Origin of the sequence: Pseudomonas sp. BBP2017, assembly GCF_003024385.1 — a bacterium.
GTDB lineage: Bacteria > Pseudomonadota > Gammaproteobacteria > Pseudomonadales > Pseudomonadaceae > Aquipseudomonas.
In genome coordinates this window covers 80,229-93,283 of record NZ_PVZN01000004.1, presented here as the reverse complement: position 1 = coordinate 93,283, position 13,055 = coordinate 80,229, and the positions used below count along the sequence as shown (strand labels likewise).

At 59.4% G+C, this 13,055-nt stretch carries 13 protein-coding genes; 8 read left to right on the top strand and 5 right to left on the bottom strand.

What is annotated here, in order from left to right:
* The first annotated feature begins 115 nt into the window (after window positions 1–115).
* From fdnG to C6382_RS07520, 5 genes are all read left to right on the top strand, one after another.
* Entirely contained in the window at window positions 116–3,166 is a 3,051-nt protein-coding gene (gene fdnG, locus C6382_RS07540; protein WP_107023891.1) for a formate dehydrogenase-N subunit alpha, read from the top strand.
* A gap of 16 nt (window positions 3,167–3,182) precedes the next feature.
* Window positions 3,183–4,073 (top strand): formate dehydrogenase subunit beta, encoded by an 891-nt coding sequence (gene fdxH, locus C6382_RS07535; RefSeq protein ID WP_305888084.1) that lies wholly within the window; start codon window positions 3,183–3,185, stop codon window positions 4,071–4,073.
* The gene (locus C6382_RS07530; protein WP_107023889.1) at window positions 4,070–4,714 is read left to right on the top strand and encodes a formate dehydrogenase subunit gamma; all 645 of its coding nucleotides are present in this window, start codon (window positions 4,070–4,072) and stop codon (window positions 4,712–4,714) included. The genes fdxH and C6382_RS07530 overlap by 4 nt, the downstream gene beginning before the upstream one ends.
* Entirely contained in the window at window positions 4,711–5,622 is a 912-nt protein-coding gene (gene fdhE / locus C6382_RS07525) for a formate dehydrogenase accessory protein FdhE (protein ID WP_107023888.1), read from the top strand. The genes C6382_RS07530 and fdhE overlap by 4 nt, the downstream gene beginning before the upstream one ends.
* 105 nt (window positions 5,623–5,727) lie before the next feature.
* Window positions 5,728–5,955, top strand: coding sequence for a hypothetical protein (locus tag C6382_RS07520; protein WP_107023887.1), 228 nt, complete (start codon window positions 5,728–5,730; stop codon window positions 5,953–5,955).
* A gap of 28 nt (window positions 5,956–5,983) precedes the next feature.
* On the opposite strand, the gene C6382_RS07515 is transcribed toward C6382_RS07520, so the two are convergent.
* A complete protein-coding gene (locus C6382_RS07515; protein WP_146146897.1) occupies window positions 5,984–6,718 on the bottom strand; it encodes a transglutaminase-like cysteine peptidase in 735 nt (244 codons plus the stop codon).
* A gap of 208 nt (window positions 6,719–6,926) precedes the next feature.
* Here C6382_RS07515 and C6382_RS23870 point away from each other — a divergent pair, with 208 nt between their 5' ends.
* Window positions 6,927–7,283, top strand: coding sequence for a hypothetical protein (locus C6382_RS23870; protein ID WP_146146896.1), 357 nt, complete (start codon window positions 6,927–6,929; stop codon window positions 7,281–7,283).
* Window positions 7,284–7,421: 138 nt separating this feature from the next.
* On the opposite strand, the gene C6382_RS07510 is transcribed toward C6382_RS23870, so the two are convergent.
* Entirely contained in the window at window positions 7,422–8,018 is a 597-nt protein-coding gene (locus tag C6382_RS07510) for an RNA polymerase sigma factor (protein WP_107023885.1), read from the bottom strand.
* A 434-nt stretch (window positions 8,019–8,452) separates the two neighbouring features.
* On the opposite strand from C6382_RS07510, the gene C6382_RS07505 reads away from it, so the two are divergent.
* Window positions 8,453–9,976 (top strand): FAD-dependent monooxygenase, encoded by a 1,524-nt coding sequence (locus C6382_RS07505; RefSeq protein ID WP_107023884.1) that lies wholly within the window; start codon window positions 8,453–8,455, stop codon window positions 9,974–9,976.
* Between the two features lie 81 nt (window positions 9,977–10,057).
* Here the strand turns inward: C6382_RS07505 and C6382_RS07500 are convergent, their stop codons facing one another.
* Entirely contained in the window at window positions 10,058–11,248 is a 1,191-nt protein-coding gene (locus tag C6382_RS07500) for a sugar transporter (RefSeq protein ID WP_107023883.1), read from the bottom strand.
* 133 nt (window positions 11,249–11,381) lie between these two features.
* On the opposite strand from C6382_RS07500, the gene C6382_RS07495 reads away from it, so the two are divergent.
* A complete protein-coding gene (locus C6382_RS07495) occupies window positions 11,382–11,606 on the top strand; it encodes a hypothetical protein (protein ID WP_107023882.1) in 225 nt (74 codons plus the stop codon).
* 175 nt (window positions 11,607–11,781) lie between these two features.
* Here the strand turns inward: C6382_RS07495 and C6382_RS07490 are convergent, their stop codons facing one another.
* Window positions 11,782–12,261 (bottom strand): copper chaperone PCu(A)C, encoded by a 480-nt coding sequence (locus tag C6382_RS07490; protein WP_107023881.1) that lies wholly within the window; start codon window positions 12,259–12,261, stop codon window positions 11,782–11,784.
* A complete protein-coding gene (locus tag C6382_RS07485) occupies window positions 12,261–12,872 on the bottom strand; it encodes an SCO family protein (protein ID WP_107023880.1) in 612 nt (203 codons plus the stop codon). Before C6382_RS07485 ends, C6382_RS07490 begins: the two co-directional genes overlap by 1 nt.
* Between the last annotated feature and the right edge of the window lie 183 nt (window positions 12,873–13,055).

The following is a 13,055-nucleotide window of genomic DNA, read 5'->3' as shown; positions in this document are numbered from 1 at the left end:
GACAGGGCCTGCAACCAATCGTGATCTCACCACAGCCAACTGCGCTTGCGACGCCTTGTTGCCGGGCATACCTATGCCCGCTGCTTTGTGCAGCCGATAAAATAAGGAGATAACCATGGGACTTGGCAGACGTCAGTTCTTCAAGCTCTGTACCGCCGGGGTCGCCACCGCCACCTGCGCGACCCTGGGTTTTGCCCCCGGCATGGCCCAGGCCACCCAGTCGCGCCAGTACAAGCTGTTGCGCGCCAAGGAAACCCGCAACAACTGCACCTATTGCTCCGTAGGTTGCGGGATTCTCATGTACAGCCTGGGTGATGGCGCAAAGAACGCCAAGGCGCGCATCTTCCACATCGAAGGCGACCCGGATCACCCGGTCAGCCGCGGCTCGCTGTGCCCTAAAGGCGCCGGCTTGGTGGACTACGTGCACAGTGAACAGCGCCTGCTGTTCCCCGAGTACCGCGCGCCGGGTTCGGACAAGTGGCAGCGCATCAGCTGGGAGCACGCCATCGAGCGCATCGCCCGCCTGATGAAGGACGACCGCGACGCCAACTTCATTGAAAAAAATGCCAAAGGCACCACGGTCAACCGCTGGCTCACCACTGGCATGCTCTGCTCATCGGCCGCCAGCAGCGAAACCGGCTCGCTCGACCAGCGCTTCACCCGTGCCCTGGGCATTCTCGGCACCGACAGCCAGGCCCGCGTCTGCCATGCCCCGACCGTCTCGGCCCTGGCGCCGACCTTCGGCCGTGGCGCCATGACCAACAACTGGGTCGACATCAAGAACGCCAACGTAGTGCTGATCATGGGCGGCAACCCGGCCGAGGCGCACCCGGTGGGCTTCAAATGGGTGATCGAGGCGAAGATTCGCAACGGCGCCAAAGTCATCGTCGTTGACCCGCGTTTTAACCGCAGCGCCGCAGTGGCCGACATCTACTCGCCGATCCGCGCGGGCTCTGACGTGACGTTCCTGATGGGCGTGGTCAACTACCTGATCAGCCATGACAAGGTTCAGCACGAGTACGTGCGCCACTACACCAACGCCAGCCTGATCGTGCGCGATGACTACCATTTCGACGACGGCCTGTTCAGCGGCTACGACGAGAAAAAACGCAGCTACGATCGCAGCTCCTGGACCTACGAGCTTGACGAAAAAGGTTATGCCAAACGTGACCTGACCCTCAGCCACCCACGCTGCGTGTGGAACCTGCTCAAGGCGCACGTCAGCCGCTACACCCCTGAGGTGGTTAGCAACATCTGCGGTACCCCCAAGGATGATTTTCTGCAGATCTGCGCGATCCTCGCCAGCACCTGCGTACCTGACCGCACCGCCACCTTCCTCTACGCCCTGGGCTGGACCCACCACACCAACGGCGCGCAGATGATCCGCGGCTCGGGCATGATCCAGTTGCTGCTGGGTAACATCGGCATGGCCGGTGGCGGGGTCAACGCCTTGCGCGGCCACTCCAATATCCAGGGTTACACCGACCTGGGCCTGCTGTCGCTGCGCCTGCCCGGTTACATGAACCTGCCGTCCGACGAGCAAACCTCGCTGACCAGCTACCTCAAGCAGACCACGCCGACGGCGCTGCTGGAAGATCAGGTCAACTACTACAAACACACACCAAAGTTCTTCATCAGCCTGATGAAAAGCCTCTGGGGAGACAAAGCCACTGCCGACAATGATTGGGGCTTCGACTGGCTGCCCAAGTGGGACGACAGCTACGATGTGCTCAACTACAGCAACCGCATGTTCGAAGGCAAGGTCAACGGCTACATCGCCCAGGGCTTCAACCCGGTGGCGGCCTTCCCGGACAAGAACAAGGCCCAGACGGCGCTGGCCAAGCTCAAGTTCCTGGTGATCATCGACCCGCTGGCCACTGAAACCTCGAGCTTCTGGCAGAATCACGGCGAGCAGCACGACGTCGATACCGCCTCGATCCAGACCGAGGTGTTCCGCCTGCCCTCCTCCTGCTTTGCCGAAGAAGACGGCTCGATCGTCAACTCCGGGCGCTGGCTGCAGTGGCACTGGGCCGGTGCCGCACCGCCCGGCGAGGCCTGGCACGATGGCAAGATCCTCGGCCACCTGTTCATGAAAATTCGTGAACTGTACGAAAAAGAAGGCGGTGCCAACCCGGCCCCGATCCTCAACATGGCCTGGGATTACGCCGACCCGTACGACCCCAAGCCCGAGGAAGTGGCCAAGGAATCCAACGGCCGCGCCCTGGCCGACCTGCACGACGAGCAAGGCAAGCTGATCCTGCGCAAGGGCCAGTTGCTCAACGACTTCTCGCAACTGCGCGATGACGGCAGCACCCAGTGCTTCAACTGGATCTTCGCCGGTTCCTGGACCGAACAAGGCAACCAGATGGCCCGTCGTGACAACGCCGACAGTGGTCTGGGCTGCACCCCGGGTTGGGCCTGGGCCTGGCCGCAGAACCGGCGCATCCTCTACAACCGCGCATCGGCCGACCCGCAGGGCAACCCGTGGGACCCGAAACGCAAACTGATCGGCTGGGACGGCCAACGCTGGAGCGGCATCGACGTGCCCGACTTCGCCGTCACCGCCGCACCGGGCGGCAAGGTCAATCCGTTCATCATGCTGCCTGAAGGCCTCGGCCGGCTGTTCTCGGTCGGCGCCCTGAACGACGGCCCGTTCCCGGAACACTATGAACCGACCGAAAGCCCGTTGGCGCACAACCCGCTGCACCCGAAGGTGACTTACAGCCCGACGGCGCGCGTGTACGAGAGCGACCGCAAACGCATGGGCAAGCGCGAAGACTTCCCCTACGTGGCGACCACCTACTCGATTACCGAGCTGTTCCGTCACTGGACCAAGCACGCACGGCTGAACGCCATCGTCCAGCCCGAGCAGTTCATTGAAATCGGTGAAAAGCTGGCCAAAGACAAAGGCATCGTCCAGGGCGACACGGTCAAGGTCAGCACCCAGCGCGGCTACATCAAGGCCAAGGCTGTCGTGACCAAACGCATCCGGCGCCTGGCCATCGATGGCCAGGATGTCGACACCATCGGTATTCCGTGCCACTGGGGTTACGAAGGCGCGACCCGCAAGGGCTTTCTGGCCAACACCCTGACCCCCGGCGTCGGCGACTCGAACACCCAAACGCCGGAGTACAAGGCGTTTCTCGTGAACATTGAAAAGGTCTGAGGGCGAAACCATGTCCATGCAATCCCAAGACATCGTCCGCCGCTCGGCCACCAGCGTGCTGACCCCGGCGCCACACGCCCGCGACCACCAGGCCGAAGTGGCCAAGCTGATCGACGTGAGTATCTGTATCGGCTGCAAAGCCTGCCAGGTGGCGTGTAACGAGTGGAACGACCTGCGTGACGAGGTCGGCCACAACGTCGGCGTCTACGACAACCCGGCGGACCTGTCCGCCGACACTTGGACGCTGATGCGTTTTGACGAAGTCGAAGACGAGAGCGGCAAGCTCGAATGGCTGATCCGCAAGGACGGCTGCATGCACTGCGCCGATCCCGGTTGCCTGAAAGCCTGCCCACAACCGGGGGCGATCATCCAGTACGCCAACGGCATCGTCGACTTCCAGTCTGAACATTGCATCGGCTGCGGCTACTGCATTGCCGGTTGTCCATTCGATGTACCGCGCATTAGCCAGAAGGACAACAAGGCCTACAAGTGCACCCTGTGCGTGGACCGCGTGTCGGTCGGCCAGGAGCCGGCCTGCGTCAAGACCTGCCCCACCGGCGCGATCAACTTCGGCAGCAAGCAAGACATGCTGCACCAGGCCGGTGAACGGGTCACTGAGCTGCAGGGCCGTGGTTTTGCAGGGGCCGGCATCTACGACCCGCAAGGCGTCGGCGGCACCCATGTGGTCTACGTGCTGCAACATGCCGACAAGCCGCAGCTGTACCACAAACTGCCCACCGATCCGCGCATCAGCAGCGCCATCCAGGGCTGGAAAGGCTGGATGAAGCCGGTGGCCGCCGCGGCGTTTTTCGCCACCCTGGCCGGCACCCTGTTCCATTACATCGGTGTCGGCCCCAACGAGGTCGACGAACAGGACGAGAAACGCGAGGAGGATACGCACGCATGAACACTGACAAACTGATCTTGCGCACCCGCTTCATCGACCGTGCCTGCCACTGGTTCATGGTGATCTGCTTCTTCGCCGTGGCCTTGTCGGGGCTGTCGTGGTTCTTTCCGTCGTTCAATGGCCTCAACGCGGTGTTCGGCACCCCGCAGCTGGCGCGTATCCTGCACCCGTTTTTCGGGGTGGTCGTGTTCGTGTTACTGATGTTCCTGTTTGTGCGCTTCGTGCGTTACAACCTGCCGGAACGCGAAGATGTGCTGTGGTTCAAGAACGTCAAACAGGTGCTGGCCGGCAAGCATGACCCGGCGCTGAACATCGGCAAATACAACGCCGGGCAGAAGGTGTTGTTCTGGGGAATCATGAGCCTGATCACTCTGCTGTTGCTCAGTGGGGTGGTGATCTGGCGGCCGTATTTCGCCCCATTGTTCTCGATCCCGACCATCCGTATCGGTCTGTTGCTGCATGCAGTTGCCGGCATCAGCTTGATCTTGCTGATCATTGGTCATGCCTACCTGGCGTTCTGGGTCAAAGGTTCAATTCGCGGCATGCTTACCGGCTACGTCAGCCGCGCCTGGGCCAAGACCCACCATGATCGCTGGTACCGGCAGATCAGCAAGCAGGACAAGACCGGGAGCAAACCATGAGCAGCATTCAGATGACGCCAGTGCAGACGCCCACGGGCGGGGTCAACGAGATCGTGCCGGTGCTGCTGCCGTCACTCAAGGAGCGCTACAGCAAGCGCGCCGCGCGCCTGCGCCAGCTGGCCGAGGGGCATGCCATGGGCGATTACCTGGGATTCTGCGCACAGCTGGCCCAGGCCCAGCAGCAACTGCTTGTACGTATGCCACTGCCCCAGGCGCTGGCAGCCGGGCTCACTGATCGACTGAGCAGCGGCCAGACGCCACTGACGAGTACCGACTACCCACGTGACCCGTACTGGCAGCAATTGCTGCAGGGGTTGATCGAGCAGCTGTACCCGGATGCCAACCCGGCCGTACGCGCGACACTGGACGGCCTGAGCGCGCTTACTCCGGCGCAATTGGAACATCTGGCCAGTACATTGCTGGCTGCCGACTATGAAGCGGTTGGCAGCGGCCAGGCGTTGTTCCTCTGGGCTGCACTGTCGCTGTACTTCACCCAATTGGCCAACGCCTTGCCGGCATCGGCCAGCGCCGCGCTCGGCGAACAGCGCCAGCACTGCCCGGTATGCGCCAGCGCGCCGATGGCCAGCGTGGTCATGACCGGTCCTCAGGCGGGCTTGCGCTACCTGCAATGCAGCCTGTGCGAGTGCCGCTGGCATATGGTCCGGGTCAAGTGCAGTAACTGCGAAGCCACCGGCGCACTGGACTACTGGTCGCTGGAACGCCAAGATGCCGCGGTCAAAGCCGAAAGCTGCAACGATTGTCACAGCTACCTGAAAGTCTTTTACCCGGAAAAGGACCGCGACCAGGAACTGCTGGCCGACGACCTTGCCTCCCTGGCGCTGGATGCCGAGGTGGAGCGTGAGGGGTTTGGCCGTAGTGGGGTCAGTCCGTTTCTGTTTCCTGGTTGAAGAAAGCATCGCGGGGCAAGCCCGCTCCCACAGGGGATATTTCTGTGGGAGCGGGATTGCCCCGCGATAGGCCCCCCACTCAATCTACATACCTCGGAGACCCCCATGGGCCTGAAAAAATCCTCCGCCGAACTCAAGCGTGACCTGAAGAGCGTGGCCTCCAACCTGGAGCGCACCGCCGGGGAGGTCAGCAAACTGGCCGAGCGTATCGACGATGTCGATGTGGTTGCCGTGCTGCACCTGATGAACCGTCTGTACAAGGACTCGGACAAACTCCATGCCTATGCCGACGAGATCAAAAGCGGGCGCATTGTGCGGGCCAAAGCCGAGTGATCAGCGGTTGCAACCGGCTCTATGTTGCTCAGTGCTCCAGGCTTACCGCCGAGAGAAGAAGCCCGGACTGTGTGCCACTTGCAGCGGCATTGGCTAAATCCGACGCTTCACGCCTGGTTCTCTGCACAAGCGCCAGCCAGTTGGGCAACTGGCCAACACTGCCAACCCGCTGTAAAGCTGCGTGATCAAAGTTATAGAGATTGAGTTCGTCAAAGGCAAATTCTGCTTTTAAATCATTACGTTGCACGAAAGAACGAATGCCGTCTTCAAGATTGTCCAGCAATACGGGCTCCGTTCCAGCGTCCGCCCAATAGCCGAGCACCATATGCGCTTGTCTGGTTTTTGCCTGGGTGGCGTAGACAAGACGCAAGCTGTCTTCAGGAATCCCTAGCAACCGCAGCGTAAAGTATTTTGCCAACGCAAAATCCTCACAATCACCCCTGCCCTTTTCTAGCGTTTCAAGGGGGGATGCCCAATAGTCAGCCTGACTCCATACATCCGTATCTTCGCCATAACGGATCGTACGATTGAAAAACGCATTGACCCGCCGTAGCTTTTCGCGATCAGAAAGGTGAGTCGATTCAAAGACCAAAGTACGCCAGTCGCTAACGCGTTGCACGCTCGCCTGGCTCTGCTGCAAATCCTGGGACAGCGGTATAGCGAAAGCACTCCCGCACATGATGCTCCAACCGAGTACACAAGCAAAAAAATTCTTCAATTGCCGCTTAATGCTTTTGGGGATAAGGATATGCAGTTTTATCAAGCAGTACCTCACTTAATAACCATTGGTTCCTACAGGCCGATCTCCTAGTTCGGTCAGCACCATAAGGCATATGGCATGCCGCAGACAAGGTGCGTCCGTCGGATACCGGCGGAGGATACCATCAGTCCGGATATCTGTAACAAACACCCCCTGCTGCTCGTCTATGAATAGCAGGCCTCAAGCTCGTTAACATTCTGAGGAAACCTCCATGAAATTGACATTAAAAATGTCGGGGCTAGTTGCGGCTGCCGTTTTTAGCAGCGTTACTTTTGCGGAATGTAAAACTGAAAATCCTAGCAACTTTCACGCCGACAATGGATTATCTCCATTACTACTCGCCGAGGGCGGTAGTGATCGGCTGATGGACTACCATCTACAAAATACATTGGTAAAAAATCAGCCAACCCCAACTTCCAGCGAACGCTATGTACAAATGTTAAAAGAACAACCCACTGCTTCTGGCGTAAACCCAACGAGTGAACCACTTCAACAAACGACCGAACCGAAACAAAACTTCACCTCCCCCATCATCAGAGACAGAGAGGAATATCGAAGCGCTCACTGAGCCTGCGCGCTTAACACTATTGTAGTTTTTCCAATGCACAGGGACGTGCCCTGATGCACAAGCAGACCGAATAGTATATTTTTACATACGTATAAGTAAGGCTAGCATTTCACAGTTATTCAACAGCCAACAGCGTACTTATTCTTGAAAATGGCTGAGCATCGCTTGCATACGTTGGCGCCCACGATGTACTAACACACGTACATTCACCTCTGTCAGCCCTAAGATAGTAGCAATTTCCTTGTACTCGAGCCCGCCAAGGTCACGCATTATCACCACACTTCTCTGCGCCCCTGGCAAGCGATACAAATGTTTTCGAATACAGGCATGCAGCTCAACTTCGACCAACAACTCTTCAGGACCGTCATGGTGCCATTGCTTAGGCGCCGACACCCAAGCGCCATCATTCATGTCAACATTTGAAACAGTCACTGAGCGGTGATCCTCACCCCACCAATCCAGAGAAATCTCTCGCCCTTTTCTTCGGTTTATTGAATGGGCTTCATTAATGGCAATTCTCGCCAGCCATGTCCGAAACTTTGAGCGCCCCTCAAACATATCGACTGCCGCGACAGCTTTCAGCCAGGTTTCCTGAGCGACATCATTTGCAGAGTCTGGCCCCACCAATGGCGTTGCGAGCGTGATAAGAAACGCATGATGGGATTTAATCAAGCGTTCCAATGCGAAAGTGTCACCTTTGCGTAGGCGCTCTATCAGATCTCGCTCATTATCCATAACCTTTCTCCGCAAAGCTCCCGCACCGCCTTGATTTAAACAAGGCGCATCCGATCGAGCACTTTCGACTCCTCCCCACACAAAAACACAACGACAGATAAAAACCAACAGTAGAAACTACCATTGATCCTATTGATTCCACAGAAATCACAGATTTTGCCAATGCCCTGTAACACTGGCTTTACACTAACCACCGACCAAAATTACCACACCGCCATCCTTGGATCCTAGATCACTTTCCACGTTAGGCAAGCACCGTTCACCTGCCACCTGAAACACAACTTGCACACTTGCTCACGGTATTAAAAAGCCTTTTTATTACCTTATTTTAGAATATTGTGCTTCAGCAGACAGCGGTTAGTACTATGCTTTTCTGATCGGTGGAGCCCACTTGTTCCGCCCTGGCGTTCGCCCAACGCTGAGGAGCGCGTGCGATGAAGCGCTGTGAGGTTTTGATCGTTGGCGCCGGCCCTACCGGGCTGGTACTGGCCTTGTGGCTGAGCAAACTGGGCATCAAGGTGCGCATCATCGACAGGACCGCCGGCCCCGGTACCACCTCGCGGGCCCTGGCGGTACAGGCGCGAACCCTGGAGCTGTACCGCCAGCTGGACCTGACCGCAGCCATCCTCGAACGCGGCCACCGGGTGCCGGCGGCCAACCTCTGGGTAACAGGCCAGGTCGCAGCGCGCCTGCCCTTCAGCGTCATCGGCGCGTTCGTTACACCCTACCCGTTCCTGCACATCTTCCCCCAGGATGAACATGAGCAGTTGCTGATCGAGCGCCTGCGGGGCTTTGGCATCGAGGTAGAGCGCGAGACCGAGCTGCTGCGATTCAACCAGGACGCCCATGGTTTCAGTGCCCAATTGCGCCATGGCGACGGCCTGGAAGAGCGCTGCGAAGCGAGCTACCTGGCCGGTTGCGACGGCGCCCGCTCCACCGTGCGCAAGGCCCTGGGTATCGAATTTCCCGGCGGCACCTACCAGCAGGTGTTCTATGTCGCCGATGTCCAGGCCTCAGGCCCTGCCCTCAACGGCGAACTGCATGTAGACCTCGACGAAGCCGACTTCCTCGCCGTCTTCCCCCTGGCTGGCAGCGGCCGAGCGCGGCTGATCGGCACCGTACGCGATGAACGTGCCGAACACCCTGAGCAGTTGCGTTTCGAAGACGTCAGCCAGCGGGCCATGGACCATCTCAACGTCCAGGTACAGCAAGTCAACTGGTTTTCCGCCTACCGCGTGCACCATCGAGTAGCGCTACACTTCAGCCGCAAGCGGGCGTTCCTGCTGGGTGACGCCGCCCATGTCCACAGCCCGGCCGGTGGCCAGGGCATGAACACCGGCATTGGTGACGCCATCAACCTGGCCTGGAAACTGGCCAGCGTCCTGCGCGGCAAAGCCCAGGCCAGTTTACTCGACACCTACGAAATCGAACGTGGCGCCTTTGCCCAGCGGCTGGTGTCCACTACCGACCAGGTGTTCAACTTCATCACCGCCGATGGCCGCGTGGCGGCCCTGCTGCGCACCCGCCTGGCACCGCGGCTGATCGCTCGACTGGTGGCGTTCAAATCGGCGCGTGAATTTCTCTTTCGCACCATCTCACAGGTCGCCCTCAACTACCGCTACATGCCCCTGAGCACCGGCAATGCTGGCCATATCCAGGGAGGCGATCGCCTGCCCTGGGTGGCGGAAGACGGGCGCGACAACTTTAACTGCCTCAATCGGATCTGCTGGCAAGTGCAGGTTTACGGCGCCGTGAGCGCCAGCCTGGTGCAGTGGTGTGCAGGTCACGGCATACCGGTGGACGTCTTCAACTGGAGCGAAGCCCATGAAGCTGCGGGCCTGATGCGCGATGCCGTCTACCTCATACGACCGGACGGTTACATCGCCTTGGCCCACAGCATTGCGGATGCGCAGGTGCTTGAAGACTATTTCGAAGAACGCGGCCTACGCCCGAGCTAACACCACCAACAAAAAGCAAGAGCGCAGCGAATTGTGCCCTTGATCTTGATCCACATGGAAATGCCTGCAAATCCGGGGGGCTCATCGCGGGGCAAGCCCGCTCCCACGGGCAAACCGGTAGGTGGTCGCCCCACACAACACCAACCCCGCCAACGCCAGCGATCCCCCGACCAGCCCGATATTGCCCAGCCCCATGTGCACACTGACCAGGCTACCAATCAACGCCCCCGCCCCGATGCCAATGTTGTAAATCCCGGAGAACATCGCCATCGCCACATCCGTTGCATCGGATGCCAGGATCAACACCTTCGACTGCAGCGCCAGGCTGAAACACATGATCGAAATCCCCCAGAACACACTCAGGGAACCGAGCCAGACAAAGTCACCCGACAGCGGCAGCAGCAACAACAGAGAGGCCGCCAGTATCGTAATGGCAGCCAGCAGAAAGCCATTGGGGAAACGCTCACTGTAACGACTGAACAATACCGATCCGAACACCCCGGCCCCACCAAACAACAACAGCAGCACCGTCGTCAGCTCGCCACCAATCTGCGCGACATTCAAGGCAAACGGCTCGATATAACTGTAAGCGGTAAACTGCGCGGCAATCACCAACGCTACCAGCACATACACCGTCACCAGCGCCGGGCGCTTGAACAACACCGGCACACTGCGCAACGATCCAGAATTCTGACTGGGCAACAGCGGCAGCGACTTGACCAGACAGATCAAGGTCGCCAACGCCACCCCGGCAATCGCCAGAAACGTGATACGCCAACCCAGCGCTTCGCCCACTACCCGCCCCAACGGAATGCCCATCACCATCGCCAGCGTCGTGCCGGTCGCCAACAGCCCCAGCGCTTTGGCCTGCTGCCCTGGCGGCGCCACCCGCACCGCCAGGGAGGCAGTAATCGCCCAGAACACCGCATGCGCCAAGGCAATCCCGATCCGGCTGAACAACAGCATGGCGAAACTCTGCGCCATCCAGGACAGTAAATGGCTGACGATAAACAGCACAAAGACAATGATCAGCAGCTTGCGCCGCTCGACATTGCGCGTCAGCAGCATCATCGGCAATGACGCCAGGGCCACCACCCAGGCATAGATCGTCAGCATCAGGCCAACCTGGGCCGTGGACATTTCGAAACTGCTGCCAATGTCACTGAGCAAGGCCACCGGCACGAACTCGGTGGTGTTGAAGATAAAGGCCGCCAGGGCCAGGGCAATCACACTGAGCCAGCTGCCGGCTCGCGCATCCACGGGGGTATTCATCGGTAGGGGTGTTACTCCAGATCGATTGCAGACGCCGGCCAGTCACAACCGCGCCGCTGCATATTGGCCAGGCGCAAGAGAGCAGATTTCACCGGCGCTGCTACACTGAATTCGCTGAAAGGAGGATTGCACCATGTCCGAAAAAGACATCACCACGCTACTGACCCTGATCGATCACCGGCAAGCCACGCTGACCTCGGCCTGCAAGGAAATTGCCGACTGGATCGATCGTCAGGGCGACGTACCGGTCGCCGGCCGCATCCGTGCCAGCCTCAAGGCGGTGGAAGCCGACGAAGCACTGGTCAAGAAAACCCTGACATCGCTGAAGGTCGATCGCCCCCTGCCACGCTTTCGCTGAGCAGTGCCTGCAAGTCCGAACGGATTGGTGAGACATTCACCAATGTCACCCGATCTGACATAAGCTCAACCAGGCTTCATGGCTGTGCTGCCACGTGTTCCACGCTCACGCGGGTACACGACAGGCTGCCTGTCCTTGACCGCAGCCTGACTTTGATATGCCTGTCAACACGCGATCAATGCATGTGCTCGTGACCGTGCATGGCTTCGGCGTTCAGGGCACGTACTGGCGCCTTGACCTCGAGGGTCTGCTTATGGCCCTTGGCGTCTTCAATCACCAGGGTCAGGGGCACCTGCTCGCCCTCCTTGACCTGCTGCTTGAGCTTCATCAACATCACGTGATAACCGTTGGGGTCGAGGCTGACCGCCTTGCCGGCGGGCAAATCGACGCTATGCACCTGCTTCATGCCCATGACATCGTTGTCCATGGTCATCTGGTGTACCTGGACGATTTCGGCTACCGGCGACTGCACATCCACCAGCTTGCTGTCGCTGCTGGCGGTGAGGGTCATGAAGGCCCCGGTCGACTGCTGGTGCGGCACAGTAGCGCGAACCCAGGCGTCGCTGACGCTGGTATCGGCCATGGCCGGCAACGCCAGGCAAAGCAGGACCAGAGCGGCCAGGGTGCGTTTGAACGGTTGGGCTGGGTAACGCATTAACATACCTCCATGACCGTGAGCAGATCTTCGGTGCACTCTTTGGCGGTCAGTGAATGGGACAGTCCCAGGCGCAACTGGCCACGGGAATCGAAGACATAACTGGTTGAGGTGTGCGAGATGGTGTAGGTGTCGCCACTTGGCACCTTCTCGTAGAACACACCGAATTCCTTGGCGGCCGCGGCTGTCTCTTCGAGGGTGCCGGACAGCGCCACGAACGAAGGATCGAAGGCCTTGACGTAGGCATCGAGCACCTCGGGGGTGTCGCGCTCAGGGTCGAGACTGATGAACACCACCTGCAGGAAACCACCATCGCGGCCCATCAGTTTCTTGATCTGTGCCGCGCGCGCCAGGGTGGTCGGACACACCGCCGGGCACTGGGTAAAGCCGAAGAACACCATCGGCATCGAGCCCCAGAAGCTGGACAGCGTGCGTGGATTGCCTTGGGTGTCCTTGAGTTTGAAGGAGCGGCCGAGGATCTTGTTGCTCATGTCCTTGCCGTATTTGAAATCGAGCGCACCACCGGAGCGGGGGTCGCAACCTGCCAGAACACCGAGGCTCAGCAGGCTGATCCCGGCCATGACCTGGCGCCGGGTCAGTAAATCAGTCATGTAACCATCCTTTGGGGAAGGTGTTGCGCCTCGCGCACGAGGCCTGTCGTGAAAGCGCGACATTTTGTCATGGGGGTCCGCCAAGGTTCCAGCGTCTATCGCCCCGTACGTCTGTATCCCTTTATTTTCGGGGTGCGGCCCGTTGTCGCAGATTGTGACAAGAACCTGAAAGCGACGCATGCG